The organism is Amycolatopsis sp. NPDC104587, assembly GCF_055583645.1.
The window spans coordinates 101,946-125,519 of sequence record NZ_JBVJNO010000020.1 but is presented as its reverse complement, the minus strand read 5'-3'; the positions used below and the strand labels follow the sequence as shown (position 1 = coordinate 125,519).

Sequence of the window (23,574 nt, the reverse complement as noted above, 5' to 3'; positions counted from 1 at the left end):
CGGTGCGTCCGGGAGTAGCCGGAGACCGCCGGTATCCGGTAACGTTCGTTCGAACGAACGAGACTTCCGGGGGTGCCCGTGACCGCAACGCCGAAGACCGGCCTCGACTTCACGGGCCTGACCGCCCAGGCCGCACAGCTCGCCGCGGGCGAGGTCACCGCCGCCGAGCTCACCGCCGCGGCCCTCGGGCGCGCGCACGCGAGCCAGCCCACGCTCAACGCGTTCCGGCACCTCCGCGACGTCGAAGCGCCGCTCGAAGCCGCCGAAGCCGACCGGCGGCTTGCGGCCGGCGAACGGGCTCCCCTGCTCGGCGTGCCCATCGCGATCAAGGACGACGTCGACCTCACCGGTCTGCCGACGGCGTTCGGCTGCGCCGGGGACTTCCCGTGCGCGACGGCGGACGCGCCCGCCGTCGCGCTCCTGCGGGAAGCCGGCGCCGTCATCATCGGCAAGACGAACACCCCCGAGCTGGGCCAGTGGCCGTTCACCGAGGGCCCGGCCTTCGGTGCGACGCGCAACCCGTGGCACCCCGGCCACACCCCCGGGGGTTCTTCGGGCGGGAGCGCGGCCGCGGTGGCGTCGGGGGCCATCGCGGCCGCGCTCGGGTCCGACGGCGCCGGCTCGGTGCGCATCCCCGCCGCGTGGACCGGGCTCGTCGGCGTCAAGACCCAGCGCGGCCGGATCCCGACCGACGGCGAGCTGTTCCACGGCCTGACCGTGCTCGGCCCGCTCGCCCGGACCGTCGAGGACGCCGCCCTGCTGCTCGACGTCGCCGCCGCCACCGGCGCCACGTTCCGGACCGCCGCCGCGCGCGAGCCGGGCAAGCTCCGGATCGGCCTGTCGACCCGGATCCCGTTCACCGCCACCAAAACGCGGCTCGACCCGGTCGTCGAGGCCGCCGTGCGCCGGCTCGCCGAGTCGCTCGCCGGGCTGGGCCACGAGATCGTCGAGGTCGAACCGGACTACGGGCTCATCGGCCTGACGTTCCTGCCGCGCTCGCTCACCGGCGTCCGCGACTGGACGTTGCGCGTGCCGGACCGCACCGGGCTCGACAAGCGCACGCGCAGCAACGCGAGCCAAGGCCGCCTGCTGGCCGGGCCCGCGCTGCGGCTCGCCCGCGCGCTCGAGCCCGGGCTGCACCGGCGGATCGGCTCGGTGTTCGGCCGCGTCGACGTCCTGCTGACGCCGACCACCGCGACCCCGCCGCCGCCGATCGGCACGTTCGACGGGCTGTCCGGCTGGGAGACCGACCAGGCCATGATCGCCGCCTGCCCGTACGCTTGGCCGTGGAACGTGCTGGGCTGGCCGGGGGTCAACGTCCCGGCCGGGCTCACGGCCGGCGGGCTCCCGCTCGGGGCCCAGCTGCTCGGCCCGTCGCACGCCGAGGAGCGGCTGATTTCGCTTGCCGCGCAACTGGAAGAGGTCGAACGGTGGCCGGAGCGGCATCCCGAGACAAGCTGGTAAGCACCCGGGACGCCATCCTGCGCGGCGCGCTGACCGTCGTCGGCGAACACGGGGTGGGCGGGCTGACCAACCGCCGGATCGTGGCCGCCGCCGGTGTCTCGCTCGGCACGCTGACCTACCACTTCCCCAGCCAGACGGCGTTGCTGCGCGAGGCGATGCTGATGTTCGTCGAGGAGGAGACGGCGAAGCTCGGCGCGATCGTCGACGGCTACCGCGCGGCCGGCCTGAGCGTCGAGCAGGCGGCGTCGGTCGTCGAGCACGTGATCGCGCAGCTGCCGTTCGGCACCGACGAGCTCGGCGCGCACGAGCTGTACCTCCAGTCCGCGCGCGATCCGGAGCTGCAGGAAGCCTCTTCGCGCTGCTTCGCGGCGTACGACGAGCTGGCCGTGACGATCCTCGAAGCCCTGGGCGTGCCCGACCCGCGCCGGCTGGCCGGTCCGGTCGTGGCGCTGATCGCCGGGCTGCAGCTGCGCCGCCTGGCGACCGGTGACACCGCGACGCCGGTCGCCGAGCCGCTGATGATGCTGATCCGCGGTGCGTGATGGCCCGGCCCGTCGTCCGCGGCACAGCGGCGTGGAAGTACTTCGGCGACTTCCGCGACGGGCTGCTGGCGGGCCAGGTCCTGGTGCTGCAGGTGGCGCACCCGGTGGTGGCGGCGGGGGTCCGTGACCACTCGGACTACACGTCGGACCCGTGGACCCGGCTGATGCGCACCGGCGCGTCGCTCTCGATCTACGTCTACGGCGGTGCTGCCGGGGCCCGGGTGGAAGCGGAGCGGTTGCGTGCCCTGCACCGGTCGTTCACCGGCTCTGCGGACGGACGCCGTTACAGCGCGCTGAACCCCGAGGCCTATGCCTGGGTGCACGCGACGCTCGTGAAGGTTCCCATTGACGCTCAAAGGTTCTTCGGGCGTCCACTGTCCACTTCGGAACTCGACGAGTACTACGCGCAGATGTGCGACATCGGCCGGGTACTCGGCGTGCGCGAGCGTGACCTGCCGCCGGACTGGGCGGCCTTCGAGCGCTACTACGACTCGATGGTGGCCGGGTTCGCCGGGAACCCGACGATCGACCAGCTCTTCGAGACGATCCGGACGGTGGGCAAGCCGGTGCGGTGGCTGTCCGACTCGTGGTGGCGGTGGCACGCCCGGATCCAGATGTTCCTGCTGCGGGCGACGTTGCCGCCTGACTTCCGGGACCGTCTCGGTCTACAGTGGACTCTTCGCGACCAGCGGCGGTTCCGGCGTTTCGCCGCGGTGGTGCGGATCTTCGCGACGCCGATCCCAGCCTGGGCGCGGACGGCGCACATGCGCTGGATCGGCCGGCTCAACGTCTGGCTCCGCGCCCACCCCAAGGTGTACCAGCGCCTGGTGGGCGGCAACGGCCCCGGCGCGAAGCCGTAGCTTTCACGTGAAAGCTACGACCTGGGCGCGGAGTTTTCACGTGAAAGCTCCGGCTCGCGGTGGCTGGTCCGGGCGTAGTGGGCGCGGGCCTTGGCGCGGTTGCCGCACCGGGCCATCGAGCACCACTGCCGGTTCCGCCGCGGCGAGGCGTCGCAGAACCGCAGCCCGCAGTCGTCCGCCACGCACACCCGCACCGAAGCGTCGCCGGTGGCCAAGTCGATCGTGTCCGCCGCCAAAGCCGCGAACGCCGCCGCCACCGGGTCCTTCGGCGCGGGCACCTCGCGGCGCAGCACACCGTCGGTCAGGGCCAGCCGCGGCGGGGGCGCCGGAGCCGAGGCCGCCGCGTTGTTCACGAGGTCGATGTCCATCTCGTCCGGCTGCCCGTCCGCGAGCAGCACCCGGTCCACGGCTTCCCGCAACGCCTTGGCCGCCAGCAGGTTCCCGGCCGTCACCGGGACGGGCCCGGTCGTGAACCCCGCGAGGGACAGCCAGTCCGCCAGCGCGCCGGGCCCGGTCAGCAGCTCGACTCCGCCGTCGTGCCGGCTGCGCAGCGTGTTGACGAGGTCGAGGCACGGCCGTCCGCCGTCGAAGACCCACTCCATGCGCTCATTCTAACCCTTGAAGACGGTGAGAAGCACCGCTACCGTCTAACCCTATGAACCGGTTAGAGACCACCGCCACCGTCAACGGGCTCCGGATGCACTACGTCACGGCCGGCGACGGCCCGCCGCTGTTCCTGCTCCACGGCTGGCCGCAGACGTCGCACTGCTGGCACCGGGTCTTCGGACCCCTCGCCGAGACCCACACCGTCATCGCCCCCGACCTGCGCGGTTACGGCCGCACCGACAAACCGAGGACCGGCTTCGACAAGCGCACGATGGCCGCCGACGTCGCCGCGCTCGCCGAGCACCTCGGGTTCGGCACGGTCGCGGTCGCCGGCCACGACCGCGGCGGCCGGGTCGCCCACCGCTGGGCGCTCGACCGGCCGGACCAGGTCGAGCGCCTCGCCGTCCTCGACATCGCACCGACCCGCGCGATGTGGCAGCGGCTCGACACCGGCGTCGCGAAGGCCTACTGGCACTGGCTCTTCCACCTCCAGCCCGACCTGCCGGAGCTGCTCGCGGGCCAGAACATCGCCGGCTACCTCGGGTACTTCTTCGAACGCTGGACCTACCAGCGCGACCGCCTCGACCCCGACGCCGTCGCCGAATACGTCCGCGCGTTCTCCCAGCCCGGCGCTCTGCGGGCCGGTTTTGACGACTACCGCGCCTCCTTCCCGGACGACGCCGAGCTCGACGACGCCGACTTCGCCGCCGGAAAGCGCGTCACCCAGCCACTTCTCGCGCTGTGGGGCGCGAACGGCCTGCTCGGCACCCTGCCGACGCTGGAGATCTGGCAGGAGTACGCCACCGACGTCACCGGTGCGGCCCTGGCCGAATGCGGTCACTTCCTGCCCGAGGAGCAGCCCGGGGAAGTCGTCTCCCACCTGCGGAAGTTCCTGAACCCCTGAGATCCCGGGGGGTCCCGGTCCCCCGGACTGGGGACCGGAGTTCCCTCCCCGCCGTGACGCCCGCCACCCGCCGCCGTCGCTAGGTTCGGACCCACGATGGGGAAAAAACCGAAATTCGCGTTGGTGCTGCTGCTGACCGTGCTGGGGATCGCGGCCGGCGGCGGCACGGCGCACGCCGACGGCGCTCCGGCGGGCACCGACGTCCAGGTCGCCCAGACGCTCGGCGCGCGTGAGCTGACCGTGATCATCCGCCGGGTCGACACCACACCGTCGCCGCTGCGGGTCGACGTCGTGACGCACCAGGGCACCGCGCCCGGGGTGCTGCACCTGACCGCCGCGGCCGGCGGGGTCGTGACGTCGCGGGCCGACGTCACCCTCGGCGCCGAACCCGGCGTGTACCCGGGAAATCTCCAAGTCGACAAGCCCGGGCCGTGGCTGCTGTCGCTGAGCGACGGCGCCGGTCCGGCCGCGACGATCCCGTTCCTCGTGCCCGCGCGGGTGGTGCCGCCGTGGGAGAAGGCCACCTACGGCGGGTTCGTCGCCGCGGGCGCGTTCCTGCTCATCGCGCTCGTGGTGGGCGTGCGGGCGAAGCGGACGGCGTTCGCGCTGATCCCGGCGGGCGCGGTGGTCGCGGCGATCGCCGTCGCGGTCACCGGCGCGCTGCTGTCGGCGGGCACTCCCCCGCCGCCGGCGCCGGGCAGCCAGCTCGACCCGACGTTCGACAACGTCACGGACCCGTACGGGAACCTCCCGTTGTCCACAGTGGACTACTCGCGGCCGCCGGTGAACCTGGCCGTGCACGCCGAGGGCAGTGCGCTGAAGCTGAGCTTCGCCGACGGCGCCACCGGCCTGCCGGTCGACGACCTGCTCGTCCACGACAACGCGCTGGTGCACCTGGTCCTCGTCTCGCCGTCCGGGCGGATGAGCCACCTGCACCCGGTGCGGGTCGGCCCGGGCGACTACCGCGTGCACGTCACCGATCCGGAGGCGGGCACCTACGCCGTCGCCGCGGAGCTCGTCCGGCGCGGCGGCGGTGTCCAGCTCGCCCGGTCCACTGTGGACCTGCAGGGCACCGCGGCGCCCGCGCCCGAACCGCCCGGCGCCGGACCGCGGACGGTGGACGGCACCCCGGTCGACCTCACGATCGGCGAGGGGACGCCGACCACCGTCACCGCGCACTTCCGGACCCAGGACCTGCAGCCGTGGCTGGGCATGCTCGGCCACCTCATCGTCGCCGGCCCGATCGCCGGGCCGGACGTCGGCGCGGCCGCCGCCAAGGCTCCGACCTGGGCGCACGTCCACGCCATGACACCGCCGGTCGCGGGGCAGGTCGACCGCCCCGACGAGACCGTGGCCGCCTACGGCCCCGACGTCGGCTTCACCTACACCTTCACCGCGCCCGGCCGGTACCGGATCTGGCTGCAGGCCGAGCGCGGCTACCGCGTGCTCACGGTTCCCGCCGTGGTGGACGTCCCGACCCCAGGAGCCGGCCGATGAAACGCCCGACACTGCTCGTCATCGTGGTCGCGCTGGTGGTCGTGGCCGGTGCCACCTGGCTGCTGTGGCCCGGCGGGAGCGCGAAACCCTCCACGCAGCAAGCGGTTTCCGGGCCGTACACGGTCCAGTTCTCCGCGGACGAGCCACGCATCGGCGGCAACACCTTCGCCCTCGCGGTGGCCGGACCCGCGCCCGACAGCGTGCTGGTCGAACCGGTCATGGCGCAGATGGGCCACGCTTTCGCCCCGGTGCTCGCCGTGGCGGAGAGCGCCGACCGCTTCCGCGCGTCGGGTGTCTCCCTGCCGATGTCCGGGCAGTGGGAGATCACCGTGTCCGTGCGGGGCCCCGGCGGGCCCGCCCAAGTCGTTTTTCCGTTGCTGGTCAAGTAGAAAGGGTCGGGGGAAATGGATCTCACCGCATCCGGCGTGCGCACCACGTCGGTGGCGCAACCGGCGCGAACGGGCTTGCTGCCCGCGAACGTCGTGCTCGGGGGGTCACTGCTGTCACTGGTCGGGCTGACCTGGGACATCCAGTGGCACAGCGACGTCGGGCCGGACACGTTCTTCACGCTGCCGCACCTGTTCCTGTACTCGGGCAGCGCGGTCGTCGGCCTGGCGAGCCTCGCCGTCGTGCTGCTGACGACGGCGGCGCGGCGCGCGGGCCGTCCGGTCGACCCGCGGGTCGGCGGCCGGATGGTCAACGTCTTCGGCCGGACCTTCGCGGCCCCGCTGGGTTATCTGGTCTCGGGGGTCGGCGCCGCGACGTTCCTGCTCTACGGCCTGTGGGACCAGTGGTGGCACGGGCTCTACGGCTTCGACGCGGTCATCGACTCGCCGCCGCACATCGGGCTGCTGCTGTCGATCACGGTGTCGCTGATCGGCACCACCGCGGTGTTCGCCGCGGCACGGGAGCACCGCTGGGGCCGGCTCGGCACGCTGGCGTCGTTGACCGTGCTGCTGACGTTCGGGCCGGTGCTGGCGCTCGGCCTGCAGCAGGTGCCGGACGACTACGCCGACGCCGTCTCGGTCGGCTGCTCGATGATGGCGGTGCTGCTGGTCGCGGTCGGCGCCGGGTTCGTGCGCCGCCCGGGCGGCGCGCTCGGTGTCGCGGCGATGGTCGCGGCCGTGCAGGCGCTCTTCTGGTGGCTTTCGCCGTGGGCGGCGCAGACCTACGCCGACCTCGTCGGGCTGCCGATGCGCGACGCGATCTCCGGGGTGCCGGAGATGCCCTCGCTGACGCCGATGGTGTTGCTGCCGGTGGCCGCGCTGATGGAGCTGGGGTACCTGCTCGGCCGGCGACGCGGGTGGCGCGCGGGCCGCGTTTCCGTGGCCGTGGGCGGGATCGCCGGGCTGCTGATCGGCCTGAGCCTGCCGGTGCAACGGTCCCTGCTCTACACCGGCGCGCACGTGCCGCCGGTCTGGTACCTGGCCACGACCGCCGTGCTCAGCGCGGCGCTGGGGCTGCTCGGCGGGTTCGCCGGGTGGCGGTTCGGCGGGATGCTCTGCCTGCTGGCGCCCGCGAAGAAGGGGGAAACCGCTGATGCGTAAGACAGTGTTGTTCGGGGCTCCGCCCCGGCCGGGGGCTACGCCACCCGGAGCCCCCAAAAGAATTGTGCTGGCGCTATCCGCCGTGGCCGGGCTGCTGTTCGCCACCGCGGCGCCGGCGAACGCCTACGAGCCGGTCAACATCGTGCACACCGAGCACGTGCAGGCCGGGCCGTACGGGATGACGATCGGGTTCAGCACCTGGCCGCTCAAGGCCCAGCAGTCACTGGACTTCACCTTCATCCCCGACGGCGGGATCGAGGACAAGTCGGGGACGCTCACGATGATCAACCCGGAAGGGGGCAAGAACCGCACCCAGCCGCTGGTCCGCCATCCGCGCAAGCGGGAGGTGTGGGGGCTCGACGTCCGGTCGATGCCCCGGCCGGGGGAATGGACGTTCCGCTTCGCCGTCACCGGCCCGGCGGGGTCCGGCACCGGCGACCTGCGCGGGCTGCCGGTGCTGGAACAGCCCGGGCCGCCGATGGGCTTCAGCTGGGCGATCAGCACCCTGCCGTTGATCGGGCTGGTGGTGCTGGTCGTGCTGGCCTGGCGCCGGACCCGCGGGCGGCTGCGCGGCGGGGAGCTTCCGGCAATCGGGTGAGATTTCACTCACAATCGGCGTCCGGACGTACTCACGCCGTCGCGAAGGCCTCCTTCTCCCCAGAGGGGAAGGGGGCCTTCGCCATTCTCATACACGAGTGGGTGATCCTGATCACCTCCGCGGGGGAGGGATCAGGCCGGCAGGTCGAACTGCCCGGCCTTGACGGCGATCAGGAACGCTTCCCACTCGGCGGTGTCGAACACGAAGACGGGGCTGGTCGCGAGCTTGGTGTCACGGACGCCGATCACGCCCTCCCGGCCCAGGTTGACCTCGACGCAGCTGCCGCCGTTGGGCTCACTGGCGAACGATTTCTCCCAGGAAGCCTCTTCGAACAGGGACACGGCCGTGCTCGGATCGTAATCCGCGAACGACGGATAATCCGCCATGGGTCGTACCTCCGTGGCTCGATGGGGGGCGCGGCCGCGACTGGGTCGAAGGTACCCGCTCCCGGCTACCCAGTGTCTCAATGGAGTACTGCGCAGGGCCAAGCGGGTGATCAACTAGCTCCGGCCTCGACATGAAGATTATTCCAGGAGTAGGATTAATCGCATCGGCCGGGGCACCGGCGTCGGTGAACGACTGCCTGCATGCGGCGGGCGGTTTCGGACCGTCGCCGGCCACGTCCCGGAGACCGGTCAACCCACCCACCGCAGGACCTCATGGGGGAGGAACAGCGTGATCGTCGAGGACAGCGCGCCACCGAGCGTGCTGGTCGTGGGCAGGCTCGCCAAGGGAACCGCCGGCGAGGCCCGCCGAGTGGTCCACGTCTTCGGGCTGGACTCTGCACGCGATGACTCACCATTGGTCCGAACCAAATGCGGGGAAGCGCTTCCCCGCGCCGACGTGGAATGGCTGGCCCCCGGGGCCGGCATGCCGTGCGAACCCTGTCTCGGACTGACCGGCGGCGAACGCGCCCGGTCACCGCGACGAGAGCTGGGGGTGTAGACGATGGCCGTCCGGCTGAACTCACTTTTCCGCCGTGAAGAGGAAGAACACCGTGGCCGCAAGGGGATCGCGCACGAGCTGCGCAACCGCTTCGGTTTCAGCCTGATCCAGGCGCCGCTGCGCAAGACGACGACGTGGGCGGCCGACCAGGACCTCCCGCACCAGCGGCACTCCGACGGCTTCCGCACGAGCCGGCCGCTGGAGACCGCGATCGACCTGAGCCCGCTCCTGCGCGGCCGCGTCGGCTCGCGCGCCTAGACCCGAACCGCCGCACCACCACAGAAGAGCCCCGGTTCCCTGATGGGACCGGGGCTCTCGCCGTTGTGCGGCTACGGTTTCCGCAGCAGGAGGGCGCCGTGGCCGAAACGCTCCTGCTCACCGGGCTCGCGGTGGATCCGGCCGACCTCGGTCAGGCCCGCGACACCCGCCAGCCGCACCAGCTCGTCGAGCGGCCAGCGGTACGCCGTCGTGACCGCGTGGTCGAACGGCGTCACGACGTCGCCCTCGGATTCGAAGCACCCCAACAGAACGTGACCGCCGGGGGTCAACGTCCGGGTGAACTCCGCGAAGTAGCCCGGAATCTCCGCCGGCGGGGTGTGGATCATCGAATACCACGTCAGGATGCCCGCCAAGGACGCGTCGGGGATGTCCAGCGCGGCCATCGAACCGACGTCGAAACGCAGGTCCGGCGCGTGCTCGCGGGCCAGCTCGACCATCGCCGGGGTGAGGTCGACGCCGAACACGTCCAGGCCGAGGTCGCGCAGGTGCGCCGTGACGTGGCCGGGCCCGCAGCCGAGGTCGGCCACCGGCCCGGCGCCGCGGACGCTGTCCGCGAACGCCGCCCAGGCCGCGCGGTCCAGCGCCGAGGCGTCCCAGATCTTCAGGGAGAACTCGGCGTACCGGGCGGCGAGGGCGTCGTAGGCGGCCGCCGTCACGGTTTGCGGCCGAGGCCGCAGATGTGACCGACGAACGACGGGTCGTTCGCGAGCTTCTTCGTCGCCCGGGACTCGATCTCCTCCGGGTGCCACTCCGGCAGGTACACGATGCCCGGCTCGACGAGCTCGAGGCCCTCGAAGAACGACGTGAACTCCGCCTTGCTGCGCAGGTGCAGCGGGGTGCTCGACTTCTTGTACTGCTCCACGATCGACGTGCGGCTGTCGTGGTCGGCCAGCGCGTCGAGACCCTCGGTGGTCAGGTGCGAGGACAGGAAGTACGAGCCGGACGGCAGCAGCGACAGGTACTTCTGGATGGTCTGGGCCACCGGCTCGTCCTCGCCGAGGAAGTAGAGCACGCCCACGATGATCAGCCCGATCGGCCGGTTCGGGTCGAGGACGCCGGTGTCGAGCGCGCGCTTCCAGATGTCGGCCGGGTCGCGCAGGTCGCCCTGCAGCACCGCGTGCCGGTCGGCGACGCCTTCCTTTTCCAGCAGCACCTGCGAGTGCGCCACCGCGACCGGCTCGTTGTCGACGTAGACGCAGCGGGCGTTCGGGTTCACCTCGGCCGCGACCTCGTGCACGTTGCCGACGGTCGGGACGCCGGAGCCGAGGTCGAGGAACTGGTCGATGCCGTTGCGCGCCAGGTAGCGGACGCCGCGGCCGAGGAAGTCCCGGCCGACGCGGGCGACCGTCTTGATCATCGGAAAGGTCTTGACCGCCTGTTCGCCGAACTGGCGGTCGATGGCCCAGTTGGCGTCGCCGCCGAGGAACCAGTCGTAGATGCGGGCGGCGTTCGGCCGTTCGAGGTCGACACCTTCCGGGGCTTCGGGGTCCTGCGTGGTCATGCCATTCCTCCAGGCTTGCGGCCGACACCGCCGACCACGCTCGCGAGGGGGACCGTGGCGGCGCCGGGCTCGGGGCGCCACTCTCCCACAGGCACGATCCCGGGCTCGACGACGTCGAAGTTACCGAAGAACGCGGCGATCTCGTCGAGCGACCGGCACACCGCGGGTGAGCTCGACCGTTCGGACAGCTTGACCAGCCGCCGGCACTGCGCCAGCTCCTCACCGGAGACACCGGATTCAGTCGCGTGCGAGAGCACGAAGGCCGAACCCGGCGCGAGCAGCGTCCGGTAGTCGCGGATCGCTTCGCGCACGCCGGTGACGTCCGGCAGGAAGTGCAGCACCGCCACGCTGAGCAGGCAGATCGGCCGGTCCGGGTCGAGCACGCCGGTGGCGAGGGCGGCTTCCCAGACCTCGACGGCGTCCCGCAGGTCGGCGTGCAGCACGGCGTGCCGCTCGGGATCGCCTTCCTCGTCGAGCAGGATCCGCCCGTGCGCGACGGCCACCGGCTCGTTGTCGACGTAGACGCAGCGGCTGTCGTCGCTGTGGTCGTCGGCGACCTCGTGGACGTTGCCCGCGGTCGGGATGCCGGAGCCGAGGTCGAGGAACTGCGTGATGCCCAGCGAAACGCAGTAGCGGACGGCCCGGCCGAGGAAGGCGCGGTTGGCCCGCGCGAGGGTCTTGGCGAGCGGGAAGACCTCCAGGGCCTGCTCGCCGTACTGCCGGTCGACGGCCCAGTTCGCGGTGCCGCCGAGCGCCCAGTCGTAGATCCTCGCCACGTTCGGCCGGTCGAGGTCCACGGCCTCGGGGAGGAAGTCGGGGTCCACGATGTCCCCTTCGGGCGGCACTTCCGGTGGACAGGGCGCAACGGGCCCACTCTACCGACAGTCGTTCACCACCCGGGACCCTTCACACCGCCGTTCGCCCTATTGGAGCTGCTGCATCTGGCCGCGGTAACCCTCCGCAAGCTCCTTGAGGAACTGCCGGGTCTCCTGGCGCTCCAGCGCGGCCCCGCGCAGCCTGTCCCACGAGTCGACGAAGATGTTGAAGTCCTTGACGTCGTCGAGGTACAGCCCGCCCGCGGAGTGCTCGATGTAGACGAAGTCCCGGGTGCGGTCCGGGAACCGCATGATCGTGAAGTCGTTGGGCACCGCGGCCAGGCGCGCGCCGAAGGGCAGCACGTGCACGTAGACGCGCGGGTGCCGTTCGAGCGAGAGCAGGTGCTCGACCTGGTCCAGCATCACCGCGGGCGCGTAGCCGCCCGGGGCCCGGCGCAGCGCGCCCTCGCTGATGATGAACCGGTAGTACGGCGGCTGCTGCTGCTCGAACACCGCCTTGCGGTCGAGCCGGTTGCGCACCAGCGACGTCACGTCGGTGGCGCCGAACTCGGTGAACTGCTTGAGCATGTAGTGCTCGGACTGCAGCGGGCCGGGGATGCGCTCACCGTGCCAGGTGAGGATCTCCGCGGCCGCGGGCTCCAGGTCCGTGAAGGTGCGGAACCAGTGCGGCACCACCGAGCGGTAGCCCGACCAGTGGCCGCGTTGCCCGGCGGCGGCCCGCGCCAGGTTCATCAGCGTGTCGGCTTCTTCGCCGTTGATCCCGAACGCGTTCAGCATCGATCGCACATCCCCGAGCTTCACCCCGACGGCACCGGACTCGATCTTGTTGACCTTGCCCTGGGTGCAGCCGAGAACCTCGGCGACCTGCTGCTGTGTCATCCGCGCCGCGGTGCGGGCATGCCGGAGCTCGTTCCCGAGCTGCTTCCGGCGCGAGGTGACGGTGCTGGCCATCGCCCTGCTCTCCCGGACCACTACCAAGCGACGACGGCCATCGGCCGCCGTCGCGCGCGAACTATCGAACCCACCCAGGCTAGTGCTTGACCTTGCGGATCTCGATGATGACATCGCGCAGCGTTCCAGGAAATGACGCGGAATGCCAGTCACCTGTGTCTTCACTCGCCTGGACCAGCGGATTCGTGACCTTTCGCCCAACCGGCGGGCAGCGGTCTGGGGCATAGTGGTGCGCGTGACCGATCGCTCGCCCTCCGCCGCCGCCGTCACCCGGCTGGCCGACCGGGTCCACGGGTACGTCCAGCCGGACGGCTCCTGGTACATCAACAACTGCGGGGTCGTCGACGCCGGTGACCACACCGTGCTGATCGACACCTGCTCCACCGAGCGCCGCACGCGGGCGCTGCTGGCGGCCGTCGAAGGCGCCACCGGCAGCCCGGTGACCACGCTGGTGAACACCCACCACCACGGTGACCACACCAACGGCAACTACCTGGTCGAGGGCGCCACGGTCATCGGCCACCGCAAGACCCGCGAGCTGATGGTCGCCGAAGGCATCCAGACGTTCGAGGGCATCTTCACCGGCAGCGACTGGGGCGAGCTGCGGTCCCGCCCACCCGAGGTCGTGTTCGACGACCGGCTGACCGTCCACGCCGGTGACGTCACGATCGAGCTGATCCACCCCGGCCACGCCGCCCACACGACCAACGACGTCCTCGTCTGGCTGCCCGCGGAGCGCGTCCTCTACGCCGGTGACCTGGTGTTCAACGGCGGCAGCCCGTTCGCGCTGATGGGGTCGGTCGCCGGCTGGCGCAAGGCGCTGGACGTCGTCCGCGAGCTGGACCCGGCGGTCATCCTGCCCGGGCACGGGCCTGCGTGCGGGCTCGAGACCGTCGACACCGTGGACGCGTACCTGGCCTTCCTCCAGGAGACGGCGAAGCGCGGGAAGGCCGCCGGGCTGTCCCCGCTGGAGGCTGCGAAGGAAGCCGATCTCGGCGAGTTCGCGTCGATGAGCGAGCAGGAGCGGCTGCCGGGGAACCTGCACCGCGCGTACGCCGAGCTGGACGGCGCCGAGTGGGGCGCGCAGATCGACCTGCTCGCGGCGGTCACCGACATGGTCGCGATCAACAAGGGCCCGATCCGCTGCTTCTCCTGAACTGAGTGAGCCGCGTCTTCGTGCCCTTCCTTGAGGCGTCGATCGGACTACTGTCTGAATCGAGAGAGTCTTCGAGAGGATGCGGATGAGCAAGAAGGCGAGCATCGGGGTCACCGGCCTGGCGGTCATGGGCCGCAACCTGGCCCGGAACCTCGCGCGGCACGGCCACACGGTGGCCCTGCACAACCGGTCCGAGGAGCGGACCCGCGCGCTGGTGGAGCAGTTCGGCGACGAGGGCGACTTCATCCCGGCGTACTCGGCGCAGGCGTTCGTCGACGCGCTGGAGCGGCCCCGGCAGGTCGTGATCATGGTCAAGGCGGGCGGCCCGACGGACGCCGTCATCGAGGAGTTCGCGCCGCTGCTCGAAGAGGGCGACGTGATCATCGACGCCGGCAACGCGCACTTCGCCGACACGCGCCGTCGTGAGAAGGCGCTGCGCGAGCGTGGGCTGCACTTCGTCGGCAGCGGTGTCTCCGGCGGTGAGGAGGGCGCGCTGCACGGGCCGAGCATCATGCCCGGCGGCTCGAAGGAGTCCTACGAGTCCCTCGGCCCGCTGTTCGAGGACATCTCGGCGAAGGTCGACGGCGAGCCGTGCTGCACGCACATCGGCGCCGACGGCGCCGGGCACTTCGTCAAGATGGTGCACAACGGCATCGAGTACGCCGACATGCAGCTGATCGCGGAGTCGTTCGACCTGCTGCGGCACGCGGGCGGCTACTCCCCCGCCGAGATCGCCGAAGTGTTCCGGACCTGGAACACCGGCCGGCTGGACTCCTACCTGATCGAGATCACCGCCGACGTGCTCGCGCACGTCGACCAGGCGTCCGGCAAGCCGTTCGTCGACGTCGTCGCGGACGCCGCCGAGCAGAAGGGCACCGGCCGCTGGACCGTGCAGATCGGCCTCGACCTCGGGGTCCCGATCTCGGGCATCGCCGAAGCCGTCTTCGCGCGTTCGCTGTCCGGGTCGACTTCGCTGCGCGCGGCGGCCCGCGGTCTCGGCGGTCCTTCGGCGTCGCCGCTGACGGGCTCCTCGCTGGAGCGCTTCGCCGACGACGTCGAGCAGGCGCTGTACGCGTCGAAGGTCGTCGCGTACGCGCAGGGCTTCAACCAGATCCAGGCCGGCGCGACCGAGTACGGCTGGGACATCGACCTCGGCAAGGTCGCCTCGATCTGGCGCGGCGGCTGCATCATCCGCGCGAAGTTCCTCAACGACATCACCGCGGCCTACGCCGACGAGCCGCAGCTGCCGACGCTGCTGACCTCGGGCGGCTTCCGCAAGGCGGTCGAGGACGCGCAGGACTCGTGGCGTTCGGTGATCTCGACGGCCGTCCGGCTCGGCATCCCGACGCCGGGCTTCTCGACGGCGCTGGCGTACTACGACGGCTTGCGGGCCGACCGGCTGCCGGCCGCTTTGGTGCAGGGCCAGCGTGACTTCTTCGGCGCCCACACCTACCGCCGCGTCGACCGCGACGGCTCGTTCCACACGGCCTGGGCCGAGGACGGCCGCCCGGAGTCCGAGGCCTGAGGTGCGCGGAACGGCCCTCCGCTCCGGAGGGCCGTTCCGTGGCCGGGTGGACCCCCTGGTCCCACCCGGTCAGAGCAGCGTCACCAGCAGCAACGCGAGCAACGCCGCCAGCCAAAGCCGTCTCATCCCCGCGCGGCCAGGATCTCCGCCAGCACCTCCTGGATCTTCGCCTCGGCGCGGGCCTTGCCGATCCCCAGGCCGTCGAGCACCGCGAAGCCGCTGCCCTCGCCCTGTTCGAGCAGGCCCAGCAGGATGTGCTCGGTGCCGATGTAGTTGTGCCCCAGCCGCAGGCCCTCGCGCAGGGTCAGTTCGAGGGCCTTCTTGCCGTTCGCGCTGAACGGCATCGGGTTCGGCACGGGATCGACCGGCTCGGGCAGCCGCGCCTCGGCCGTCTCACGCACGGTTTCGAGCGTGACACCCTGGTCCAGGATCACCCCGGCGGCGAGCGCAGCGGGCTCGGTGAGCAGGCCGAGGACCAGGTGCACGGTGTCGATCTCGGGGCTGGCGTGGTCGATGGCCGCCTTCTGCGCGGCGACGACCACGTGCCGCGCGCGGTCGGTGTAGCGGCCGTAGACGCGCTCGATCGCCCCGGACGGGTCACCGCCGGGATCGACCTTCGGCACGAACCGCTTCTGTGCCGCCTGCTTGGTGACGCCCATGCTCTTGCCGATCTCGGTCCACGAGGCCCCGGACCGGCGGGCCTGGTCGACGAAGTGGCCGATCAGGTGGTCCGCGACTTCGCCGAGGTGCTCACCCACGTAGACGGCGTCGGTCAGCTGGGCGAGGGCGTCCTTGTCGTTGTTGCTCTTGATGGCGTTGATGAGGTCGTCGAGCTTGACGTTCGCAGGAAGGTCCATGCCGTCAACTGTAGGTTGACGATCTCGCGTCGTCAACCGCGAGTTGACGCTGCCTTCAGATGTTCCTTCAGGTTGAACTCGCTCGCTTCGAGGTCCGCGTACCGCGGGTGCGGGTCGGCGGTGAACAGGCGCCGGGCCGCGATGTGGTCGGCCGGGCGGTTCACCGACTCGACCGCGATGAGGACGTCGTCGCGGAAGGACAGCACCGAGAACTTGCCCGCCTCGCGGTCACCCGCGACCACCGTGCGGTCGGCGTCGGCCAGGATCCCGGCGATCTGCAGCTTCGCGCCCGACTGGTCGGTCCAGAACCACGGCAGGCTCGCGTACGGCTCGGGCGCGCCGGTGATCGCCGCGGCCACGCAGCGGGCCTGGTCGACGGCGTTCTGCACGGACTCCAGCCGGGTCGCGGCGCCCGCCTGGACACACGGGAAGTTCGCGCAGTCGCCGATGGCGAAGATCTTTTCGTCCGCCGTGCGCAGGTGTTCGTCGACCACCACGCCGTTGTCGACCGGCAGCCCGGCGGCGGCGGCGAGCGTCGTCTCCGGGACGACGCCGACGGCGACCACGACCAGGTCGGCGGGCAGCCGGGTGCCGTCGGACAGCTCGACTTCGCGCACGCGGCCGTCGCCGTGCAGCGCCGAGACGCCCTGGCCGAGCAGCACCGTGTGCCCGGCGTTGCGGTGCAGCGCGGCGAAGAAGGCCGAGATCTCCGGCGTCGCGACGCGGTTGAGCAGCCGGTCCTGCGCCTCGACGACCGTCACCGGACGGCCGGCGTGCGACGCGAACTCCAGGCCGATGAACCCGCCGCCCACCACCACGACGTCCTTCGCTTCGGCGAGCGACGCGCGGAGCCGGTCGGCGTCGTCGCGGGTGCGCAGGGTCAGCACGCCCGGCAGGTCCGCGCCGGGCACGGGCAGCGTCCGGTTGCGCGCGCCGGTGGCCAGGACCAGGTGGTCGTACGCCAGCTCGGCGCCGTCTTCGAGCCGCACCCGCGAAGCTTCACGGTCGATCGATGCGACCCGGCCCGCGACGAGCTCGATGTCCTTCTCGGCGAAGAAGTCCTCACCACGCAGGTGCAGCTGCTCGAGCCCGGCCGTCCCGGCCAGGTAGGCCTTCGACAGCGGCGGCCGCTGGTAGGGCACGCCGCGCTCGTCCCCGGCCAGCACCACCCGGCCCGCGAAGCCCCGGTCCCGCAGCGAAGCCGCGGCCTGGAACCCGCTCTGCCCCGAGCCGACGATCAGAACGGTGGTCTCTTCACCCATGACCTCATCCGACCACAACCCGCTCGGCTCGTCGAGGAGTTGATCAGTGGGGTTCGCCGCTCGTCCGCAGGGCCCGCGGCGCCCCGAGCACGCGCGAGATCCCCCGCGCGGCCGCGCGCACGGCCGGGACCAGCGTCCGCGGGTCCGTCCCTTCGGCCGGGACGACCACCGAGATCGCGGCGGCCACCTCGTCGGTGGCGTCGTAGACCGGGGCCGCCACCGAAAGGGAGATCAGCTCGATCTGGCCGTCGCTGACCGCGTAACCGTTGCGGCGGACGTCCGCCAGCACCCGGCGCAGCTGCTCCGGCGAACCGATCGTCTTCGGCGTGAACGTCTTCAGCGGACCCGCGAGCACCTCTTCCTGGACGTCGACCGGCGCGTGCGCGAGCAGCACCTGGCCGACGCCGGTCGCGTGCGCGGGCAGCCGGCCGCCCACCCGCGTCAGGACGTTGACCGCGCCGCGGCCGGAGATGCGCTCGACGTAGACCACCTCCGGCCCGTCGAGGACCGCGAGCTGGACGTTCTGGTGCGTGGCCTCGTAAAGGTCCTCCAGGAACGGCATCGCGCTCTCTCGCAGCTCCGCGCCGTGCGGGGCGAGCGAAGCGACTTCCCACAACCACAGGCCGACGCGGTAGGCGCCGGCGGTGTCGCGGACGAGCGCACCGCGCTTGGTGAGCTCGCCCGCGAGCCGGTGCGTGGTCGACAGCGGCAGCCCGACGCGGCGGCTCAGCTCCGACAGCGTCAGCCGCGGCCGCTCGGCCGTGAACGCGCCCAGCAGGTCGAGGACCCGGTCCACGACTGACGGCGGCCGCCGCGCGCTGTGCCGCACGTCAGTCTTCGTCGTCCGGCAGCAGCGGCCGCATGAACGACCGCCGGTACCGCACCACGCAGCCGCTCTCGTCGCGGATCTTGTCGGCCTCGATGAAGTCCGGGTCGACGCCGAACAGCGTCCGGTAGCGCTCGTACGCGGCCAGGCTTTCGAAGCTGAACAACGCGCGGGCTTCGTCACTCGCCCCTTCCGCCGGCAGGAAGTAGCCGTGGTGGACACCGCCTTCGCGCTGCACCAGCCGCATCCACGCGGCGGCGAAGCGTTCGAAGTCGGCGATCTTCGCGGGGTCGATGACGTAGTCGACGACGCACGTGATCACCGGCCGCCCCAGACGCGGTCGGCGGTCTCGACGATCAGCTCCAGCTTCCGCAGCTGCTCGTCCGCGGTCAGGTCGTTGCCCTCCTCGGTCGAGGAGAACCCGCACTGCGGCGACAGGCAGAGCTGGTCGACGTCGACGTACCGCGACGCCTCTTCGATCCGCCGCACCAGGACGTCGGGGTCCTCCGGCTCCGGCCGTTTGGTCGTGACCAGGCCGAGGACGACCTTCTTGTCCTTCGGCACGAACCGCAGCGGCTCGAAGCCGCCGGAGCGTTCGTCGTCGAACTCCAGGAAGAACCCGTCGACGGCGAGCTCGCCGAACAGCGCCTCCGCGACGAACTCGTAGCTCCCGGAGGCGACCCACGACGACCGGAAGTTGCCGCGGCACAGGTGGGTCGTCACCGTGAGGTCCTCGGGACGCTCGGCGAGCGCCGCGTTCATCGTCGCGATGTTGCGCAGGTGCTGGGTGTCCGGGTCGCCGCCCATCCGCGCGACGAGCTCGCGCTGCGCCGGGTCGTTGAGGTAGGCGAGGCTCGTGTCGTCGAGCTGCAGGTACCGGCAGCCGAGCCCGTGCACGGCGGCAACCTGCGCGGAGTACGCCGTGCTGAGGTCGGCGAAGAACTCCTCGAGGTCCGGGTAAACGCTTTCGCTCACCGCCGCCCGGCCGCCGCGGTAGTAGACCATGCTCGGTGACGGGACGGTCAGCTTCGGCGTCACGCCATCGTCCACATGGGACTGCAGGAACCGGAAGTGGTCGGCGAAGATCGGCTCGTCGAGCCGCACCTTGCCGTCGACCTGCAGGCCCGGCGGGCTGAACTCGAGGTCACCGGCGAGGTTGTGGAACTTGACGTGCAGCCGCTCGTCGCTCTTCGACACCCCGCCGAGCGCGTAGATGAAGTCCATGTGCCACGACGCGCGCCGGAACTCGCCGTCGGTCGCCGAGCTCAGCCCGGCCGCGCGCTGCATCTTGATCACGTCGCGGATCGCGTCGTCCTCGACCGCGCGCAGCTGCTCCGCGCCGATCTCGCCGCTTTCGTGCCGCCGTCGCGCGTCACGCAGCACCGGGGGCCGCAGGAGGCTCCCGACGTGATCGGCGCGAAACGGCGGGCCCACCTGGGAAGTACCGCCCGAAGTCATGCACCGATGGTCACACATCGCGGGCCGTTCCGCCGCACCCGGAAACCGGATCATGACCGCCGGGACTTGCTACCGTCACGCGCGAGGCGTTGGCTGTGCCGCGAGGAAGGGGCTTGATCATGACGGAACCCGCGGTGCACCCCGTCGACCAGGGCCTGCCCGCCGGGCGGCTCGTGCTGCTCGGCCTGCAGCACATGTCGATCATGTACGCCGGCGCGGTGGCGGTGCCGCTGATCGTCGGCAGCGCGCTGAAGCTGGACGCGGCGACGGTCGGGCTGCTGGTCAACGCCGACCTGTTCGTCGCGGGGATCGCCACGATGATCCAGGCGATCGGCATCGGGAAGATCCTCGGGATCCGGCTGCCGGTGGTCGCGGGCGCGACGTTCACCGTCGTCAACCCGATGATCCTGATCGCGTCGCAGTACGGCCTGTCCGCGGTCTACGGCGCGATGATCGCCTCGGGTGTGTTCGGGCTGCTCATCGCGAAGCCGTTCGCGAAGCTGATCCGGTTCTTCCCGCCGCTGGTCACCGGGACGCTGCTGCTGGTCATCGGCGTCTCGCTGCTCGGCCCGGGCGCGGGCCTGATCGCGGGCAACGACCCCGGTGCGGCGGACTACGCGGCGCCGTCGCACATCCTGCTCGCGTTCGGCGTGCTCGCCCTGCTGGTGCTGTTCACGCGGGTGCTGCGCGGGTTCGCCAACCAGATCGGCCCGCTGCTCGCGCTCGCGATCGGCCTGGTGGCCGCGATCCCGCTGGGGCTCGTGCACTGGGACGGCCTCGGCGCGGCGAGCTGGTTCGGGCTCGCGGCGCCGTTCCACTTCGGCGCGCCGACGTTCCCGGTCGCGGCGATCCTGTCGATGTGCGTGGTCATGCTGGTGACGTTCACCGAGTCGACCGCGGACATGATCGCCGTCGGCGAGATCACCGGACGGCGCCCGACGGACTCCGACCTCGCGCGCGGCCTGGCCACCGACGGCTTCTCGGCCGTGCTCGGCGGCGTGATGAACTCCTTCCCCGACACGGCGTTCGCGCAGAACGTCGGGCTGGTGCGGATGACCGGGGTGCGCAGCCGCTGGGTGGTCGCGGTGACCGGCGGGATCCTGGTGCTGATGGGGCTGGTGCCGAAGATCGGCGCGTTCATCGCGGCGATCCCGCAGCCGGTGGTCGGCGGGGTCGCGGTGGTGATGTTCGCGATGGTCGCCGTGGTGGGCGCGCAGAACCTCCGCACGGTGGAGTTTTCGGGCAACCACAACACCTTCATCGTCGCGGTGGCGCTCGGCGTCGGCCTCCTGCCGGCGTTCGCGCCGGACTTCTTCCAGCACTTCCCCGCGTGGCTGCAGACGATCTGCGGCAGCTCGATCACGGTGGCGGCGGTGCTGGCGTTCGCGCTGAACCTGCTGTTCAACCACCTCGGCCGGCGCGCGGAGCCGGATCTGCCGGAAGCGCCGTGAGCAGCCGCTCGACGAGCCGGGCACCCGTGCCCGGCTCGACCGGACGCCGGAACAGCACCCGCAGGTAGAGCGGGGCCAGCACGAAGTCGAGCACCTCGTCGACCGACGGCACGGGCTCGCCCCGCGACGCGGCCGCGTCGAGCATCCGCTGCAGGTCGTCCCCGCGCGCCTGGAGGTATTCGAGCGGTTCCGCGCCGGGCGCCAGGGTCGCGACGAGCGCGCGCAGCAGGATCTGGCCGTGCCGCTCGCGCATCGCGGCTTCGACCCCCTCGGCCCAGCCGAGCAGGTCACCCCGCAGGGCGCCGGTGTCCGGGATCGGCGACGTCATGCGCAACCGGGTGACGGCGGCGTCGAGCAGCAGGCTGTCGCGGCTGCCCCAGCGCCGGTAGATGCTCGTCGGGTTGACCCCGGCCCGCTCGGCGATCTTCGGGATGGCCGCGTCGATCTCCCCCGCCGCGAGCAGCTCGACGACGGCGTCGTGCACCGCGTCGCGGACACGGGCGCTGCGGCCGCCGGGTCGGGTCATGCGGGCAGCTTAAAGCAATCACACTTGCCTTAGCGACCGGAGTCTGCGTAGCCTTAAGTCAAACAGGATTGCTTTAAGGAGACTCGACATGGCTCGCAAGATGACCAAGGACGAGCGTGAGGCGTTCCTCGCCCAGCCGCAGGTGGGCGTCCTCAGCGTGACGGCCGAACCCGGCCGGGCGCCGCTGACCACGCCGATCTGGTACCGCTACGAGCCGGGCGGCGACGTCGTGGTCATGACGTCGCCCGGGCTGCGGAAGACCCGGCTGATCGAGGAGGCCGGCCGGTTCGCGCTGTGCGTCCAGCAGCAGGACGGCGTCTACAAGTACGTCTCGGTCGAGGGTCCGGTGGTGAAGACGTGGCCGATGACCAAGGCGGAGCGCCACGAGATGGCAGCCCGCTACCTGCCCCCGGGCGTCAGCGAGGCCTACACGGACGCGACCGACGACACCCACGGGAGCAACATCGCGATCGTGATGCGGCCCGAGCGCTGGAACACGTCGGACTTCAGCGACCTGGCGGAGAAGCTGGCCTGATCACCAGCAGATGATCAGCAGGCAGGTCGACGTCTTGGTGGGCGGCGGCGGGTTGTGGCCGTGACTCGGCGGGGGCGTCGAGGTCGGGGTGCTGGTGGTCGCCGGACCGCCGCTCGTGGGCGTGGTGGTCGGCGTCGTGGTGCCGGCGCTGCTCTCGGTGGCCGGGTCGGTGCCCGGCACCTCGGTGACGGTCTCGGTGGGCACGCCGACGCCGGGGACGACGTCGCCGCCGCCGGTGCCGCCCTCCGGCGGGGAGTCGGTGGCCTGGTCCGCGCCGCCGAGGCCGGTGGTGCGCTGCGGGAACGGGATGACCTGGATCTGGTCGACGGGGGACGCGTCCCGGCTTTCCTTGCCACCGCCGAAGGCGACCAGCACCGCGGCGGCGCCGCAGCCCATCACCACGGCGAGCATCACCGCGAGCACGCGCCACCGCGACTGAGCCGGTGCGTCGCGGTCGCCCCAGCCCTCGCGGACGAGCAGCTCGGCGACCGATACCTCGTCGTTCACCCGAAGGACCTTCCCGAAAGGCCTTTCGGCCGACATCGTGGCCGTATTTTTACCGCACAAAGCACCCGAACGGGTGAGGTAGGGGCAAAAATTCGTCACGTAACGTCGAATCTGACCGTGAGTGACAATCCACAGCGTTTTCACAGCTGGCTTTCGTGATACTCCCAGCATGACCAGCGAGGCTCGGTCCATGCTGCTGAAAGCCGCCCGGCCGGTCCCGCGGACAGCGGTCGTCCGGCGGTGGGCGCGCTTCGTCCCGAACCCGAAGGCGACCCCCTTCACCTTCGGCTACCTCGTCCTCCTCCTCGGCACCACGCTGCTGCTCCGGTTCGCCGACCCGGCGTTGACCGACCGGCTGCTGCGGCTGTCGAGCACCGACGCCCACAACCTCTGGCGGCGGCCGCTCACCTCGCTGCTGACCAGCGCGATCTGGCTCTCGGACGAAGGCTGGCTCGCCTACGTCGTCATCTTCGCGATCGCCGTCGCCCCGCTGGAACGCCGGTTCGGCGCCCGCCGCGCGGCCATCGTGTTCTTCTCCGGGCACGTGCTGGCCACGCTCGTCACCGAGCTGCCGGTGATGGCGCTGATCAGCACGCACGTCCTGCCGAGCTCGGCCGGGCACTGGCTCGACATCGGCGTCAGCTACGGCTTCTTCACCACGGCCGGCGCGCTCGTCTTCCTGCTCCGCGGCCGGGCCCGGCCGGCGGCGCTGGCCGTGCTGGAGGCGTTCATCGCGGTGATCTGGCTCGGCGACGACCCGACCGGCCTCGATTCGATCGTCACGCTGCTCGGACACGCCTTCGCCGCGCACTTCGGGCTGCTGTTCTGGGGGCCGCGGCTGCGCGGTCCAGCCGCAGGCCGGGCCGCGATTCCGGCGGGTATGCACGAGCCGGAGTCGGTGGTGTAATCGACGGGCCACAGCCGAGGAGCACGGGGGATGG

At 71.5% G+C, this 23,574-nt stretch carries 27 protein-coding genes; 14 read left to right on the top strand and 13 right to left on the bottom strand.

The features are described 5' to 3' along the window. The first annotated feature begins 72 nt into the window (after positions 1 to 72). The 3 genes from ACZ61C_RS43335 to ACZ61C_RS43325 are packed head-to-tail and all read left to right on the top strand — an operon-like array spanning position 73 to position 2,866. On the top strand, positions 73 to 1,464 hold the full coding sequence (locus ACZ61C_RS43335) for an amidase (protein WP_465313786.1): 1,392 nt from the start codon (positions 73 to 75) through the stop codon (positions 1,462 to 1,464). Next, on the top strand, positions 1,431 to 2,006 hold the full coding sequence (locus ACZ61C_RS43330) for a TetR/AcrR family transcriptional regulator (protein ID WP_465313785.1): 576 nt from the start codon (positions 1,431 to 1,433) through the stop codon (positions 2,004 to 2,006). Before ACZ61C_RS43335 ends, ACZ61C_RS43330 begins: the two co-directional genes overlap by 34 nt. Further along, positions 2,006 to 2,866 (top strand): oxygenase MpaB family protein, encoded by an 861-nt coding sequence (locus tag ACZ61C_RS43325; RefSeq protein WP_465313784.1) that lies wholly within the window; start codon positions 2,006 to 2,008, stop codon positions 2,864 to 2,866. The genes ACZ61C_RS43330 and ACZ61C_RS43325 overlap by 1 nt, the downstream gene beginning before the upstream one ends. Positions 2,867 to 2,880: 14 nt before the next feature. On the opposite strand, the gene ACZ61C_RS43320 is transcribed toward ACZ61C_RS43325, so the two are convergent. After that, positions 2,881 to 3,468 (bottom strand): CGNR zinc finger domain-containing protein, encoded by a 588-nt coding sequence (locus ACZ61C_RS43320; protein WP_465313783.1) that lies wholly within the window; start codon positions 3,466 to 3,468, stop codon positions 2,881 to 2,883. Positions 3,469 to 3,521: 53 nt separating this feature from the next. On the opposite strand from ACZ61C_RS43320, the gene ACZ61C_RS43315 reads away from it, so the two are divergent. The 5 genes from ACZ61C_RS43315 to ACZ61C_RS43295 all read left to right on the top strand — a co-directional run bounded on the left by ACZ61C_RS43315 (position 3,522) and on the right by ACZ61C_RS43295 (position 8,018). Continuing rightward, the gene (locus ACZ61C_RS43315; protein ID WP_465313782.1) at positions 3,522 to 4,376 is read left to right on the top strand and encodes an alpha/beta fold hydrolase; all 855 of its coding nucleotides are present in this window, start codon (positions 3,522 to 3,524) and stop codon (positions 4,374 to 4,376) included. Positions 4,377 to 4,472: 96 nt separating this feature from the next. Beyond that, positions 4,473 to 5,873 (top strand): hypothetical protein, encoded by a 1,401-nt coding sequence (locus ACZ61C_RS43310; protein ID WP_465313781.1) that lies wholly within the window; start codon positions 4,473 to 4,475, stop codon positions 5,871 to 5,873. Then, on the top strand, positions 5,870 to 6,262 hold the full coding sequence (locus ACZ61C_RS43305) for a FixH family protein (RefSeq protein WP_465313780.1): 393 nt from the start codon (positions 5,870 to 5,872) through the stop codon (positions 6,260 to 6,262). Before ACZ61C_RS43310 ends, ACZ61C_RS43305 begins: the two co-directional genes overlap by 4 nt. 15 nt (positions 6,263 to 6,277) lie before the next feature. Continuing rightward, positions 6,278 to 7,420, top strand: a complete 1,143-nt coding sequence (locus ACZ61C_RS43300; RefSeq protein WP_465313779.1) for a hypothetical protein — start codon at positions 6,278 to 6,280, stop codon at positions 7,418 to 7,420. Between the two features lie 64 nt (positions 7,421 to 7,484). Further along, positions 7,485 to 8,018, top strand: coding sequence for a hypothetical protein (locus tag ACZ61C_RS43295; RefSeq protein ID WP_465313778.1), 534 nt, complete (start codon positions 7,485 to 7,487; stop codon positions 8,016 to 8,018). Between the two features lie 131 nt (positions 8,019 to 8,149). Here ACZ61C_RS43295 and ACZ61C_RS43290 read toward each other — a convergent pair whose 3' ends face one another. Further along, a complete protein-coding gene (locus ACZ61C_RS43290) occupies positions 8,150 to 8,404 on the bottom strand; it encodes a DUF397 domain-containing protein (protein ID WP_465313777.1) in 255 nt (84 codons plus the stop codon). Positions 8,405 to 8,966: 562 nt separating this feature from the next. On the opposite strand from ACZ61C_RS43290, the gene ACZ61C_RS43285 reads away from it, so the two are divergent. Next, a complete protein-coding gene (locus ACZ61C_RS43285; protein ID WP_465313776.1) occupies positions 8,967 to 9,221 on the top strand; it encodes a hypothetical protein in 255 nt (84 codons plus the stop codon). A gap of 71 nt (positions 9,222 to 9,292) precedes the next feature. Here ACZ61C_RS43285 and ACZ61C_RS43280 read toward each other — a convergent pair whose 3' ends face one another. The 4 genes from ACZ61C_RS43280 to ACZ61C_RS43265 form a co-directional block, all read right to left on the bottom strand. Next, positions 9,293 to 9,898, bottom strand: coding sequence for a class I SAM-dependent methyltransferase (locus ACZ61C_RS43280; RefSeq protein ID WP_465313775.1), 606 nt, complete (start codon positions 9,896 to 9,898; stop codon positions 9,293 to 9,295). Then, a complete protein-coding gene (locus ACZ61C_RS43275) occupies positions 9,895 to 10,743 on the bottom strand; it encodes an SAM-dependent methyltransferase (RefSeq protein ID WP_465313774.1) in 849 nt (282 codons plus the stop codon). Before ACZ61C_RS43275 ends, ACZ61C_RS43280 begins: the two co-directional genes overlap by 4 nt. After that, on the bottom strand, positions 10,740 to 11,567 hold the full coding sequence (locus tag ACZ61C_RS43270) for an SAM-dependent methyltransferase (RefSeq protein ID WP_465313773.1): 828 nt from the start codon (positions 11,565 to 11,567) through the stop codon (positions 10,740 to 10,742). Before ACZ61C_RS43270 ends, ACZ61C_RS43275 begins: the two co-directional genes overlap by 4 nt. Before the next feature lie 99 nt (positions 11,568 to 11,666). Next, entirely contained in the window at positions 11,667 to 12,530 is an 864-nt protein-coding gene (locus ACZ61C_RS43265; protein WP_285482102.1) for a helix-turn-helix domain-containing protein, read from the bottom strand. A 235-nt stretch (positions 12,531 to 12,765) separates the two neighbouring features. Here ACZ61C_RS43265 and ACZ61C_RS43260 point away from each other — a divergent pair, with 235 nt between their 5' ends. Next, entirely contained in the window at positions 12,766 to 13,686 is a 921-nt protein-coding gene (locus ACZ61C_RS43260; protein ID WP_465313772.1) for an MBL fold metallo-hydrolase, read from the top strand. 85 nt (positions 13,687 to 13,771) lie between these two features. Beyond that, entirely contained in the window at positions 13,772 to 15,211 is a 1,440-nt protein-coding gene (gndA, locus tag ACZ61C_RS43255; RefSeq protein ID WP_465313771.1) for an NADP-dependent phosphogluconate dehydrogenase, read from the top strand. 122 nt (positions 15,212 to 15,333) lie between these two features. Here the strand turns inward: gndA and ACZ61C_RS43250 are convergent, their stop codons facing one another. From ACZ61C_RS43250 to ACZ61C_RS43230, 5 genes are read right to left on the bottom strand one after another with little or no spacing between them, the layout of a single operon-like run. Next, positions 15,334 to 16,068 carry a Clp protease N-terminal domain-containing protein gene (locus ACZ61C_RS43250; protein WP_465313770.1) on the bottom strand — a complete coding sequence of 245 codons (735 nt, stop codon included), beginning with the start codon at positions 16,066 to 16,068 and terminating at the stop codon, positions 15,334 to 15,336. Between the two features lie 32 nt (positions 16,069 to 16,100). After that, the gene (locus ACZ61C_RS43245) at positions 16,101 to 17,330 is read right to left on the bottom strand and encodes an NAD(P)/FAD-dependent oxidoreductase (protein WP_465313769.1); all 1,230 of its coding nucleotides are present in this window, start codon (positions 17,328 to 17,330) and stop codon (positions 16,101 to 16,103) included. Positions 17,331 to 17,373: 43 nt separating this feature from the next. Continuing rightward, on the bottom strand, positions 17,374 to 18,159 hold the full coding sequence (locus tag ACZ61C_RS43240) for an IclR family transcriptional regulator (protein ID WP_465313768.1): 786 nt from the start codon (positions 18,157 to 18,159) through the stop codon (positions 17,374 to 17,376). Between the two features lies 1 nt (position 18,160). Further along, on the bottom strand, positions 18,161 to 18,478 hold the full coding sequence (locus tag ACZ61C_RS43235) for an NIPSNAP family protein (RefSeq protein ID WP_465313767.1): 318 nt from the start codon (positions 18,476 to 18,478) through the stop codon (positions 18,161 to 18,163). Continuing rightward, entirely contained in the window at positions 18,475 to 19,614 is a 1,140-nt protein-coding gene (locus ACZ61C_RS43230) for a 5-methyltetrahydropteroyltriglutamate--homocysteine S-methyltransferase (RefSeq protein WP_465313766.1), read from the bottom strand. Before ACZ61C_RS43230 ends, ACZ61C_RS43235 begins: the two co-directional genes overlap by 4 nt. A gap of 119 nt (positions 19,615 to 19,733) precedes the next feature. On the opposite strand from ACZ61C_RS43230, the gene ACZ61C_RS43225 reads away from it, so the two are divergent. Beyond that, complete coding sequence (locus ACZ61C_RS43225) at positions 19,734 to 21,065, top strand: nucleobase:cation symporter-2 family protein (RefSeq protein ID WP_465313765.1); 1,332 nt, start codon at positions 19,734 to 19,736, stop codon at positions 21,063 to 21,065. Here the strand turns inward: ACZ61C_RS43225 and ACZ61C_RS43220 are convergent. Then, positions 21,016 to 21,591 (bottom strand): TetR/AcrR family transcriptional regulator, encoded by a 576-nt coding sequence (locus tag ACZ61C_RS43220; RefSeq protein WP_465313764.1) that lies wholly within the window; start codon positions 21,589 to 21,591, stop codon positions 21,016 to 21,018. The two genes, ACZ61C_RS43225 and ACZ61C_RS43220, sit on opposite strands and share 50 nt — an antisense overlap. Before the next feature lie 88 nt (positions 21,592 to 21,679). Between ACZ61C_RS43220 and ACZ61C_RS43215 the strand changes: the two genes are divergently transcribed. Next, on the top strand, positions 21,680 to 22,126 hold the full coding sequence (locus ACZ61C_RS43215) for a pyridoxamine 5'-phosphate oxidase family protein (RefSeq protein ID WP_465313763.1): 447 nt from the start codon (positions 21,680 to 21,682) through the stop codon (positions 22,124 to 22,126). Here ACZ61C_RS43215 and ACZ61C_RS43210 read toward each other — a convergent pair whose 3' ends face one another. After that, on the bottom strand, positions 22,127 to 22,633 hold the full coding sequence (locus tag ACZ61C_RS43210; protein WP_465313762.1) for a hypothetical protein: 507 nt from the start codon (positions 22,631 to 22,633) through the stop codon (positions 22,127 to 22,129). It lies immediately after the preceding gene. Between the two features lie 169 nt (positions 22,634 to 22,802). On the opposite strand from ACZ61C_RS43210, the gene ACZ61C_RS43205 reads away from it, so the two are divergent. After that, complete coding sequence (locus ACZ61C_RS43205) at positions 22,803 to 23,540, top strand: rhomboid-like protein (protein ID WP_465313761.1); 738 nt, start codon at positions 22,803 to 22,805, stop codon at positions 23,538 to 23,540. Positions 23,541 to 23,574: the final 34 nt, after the last annotated feature.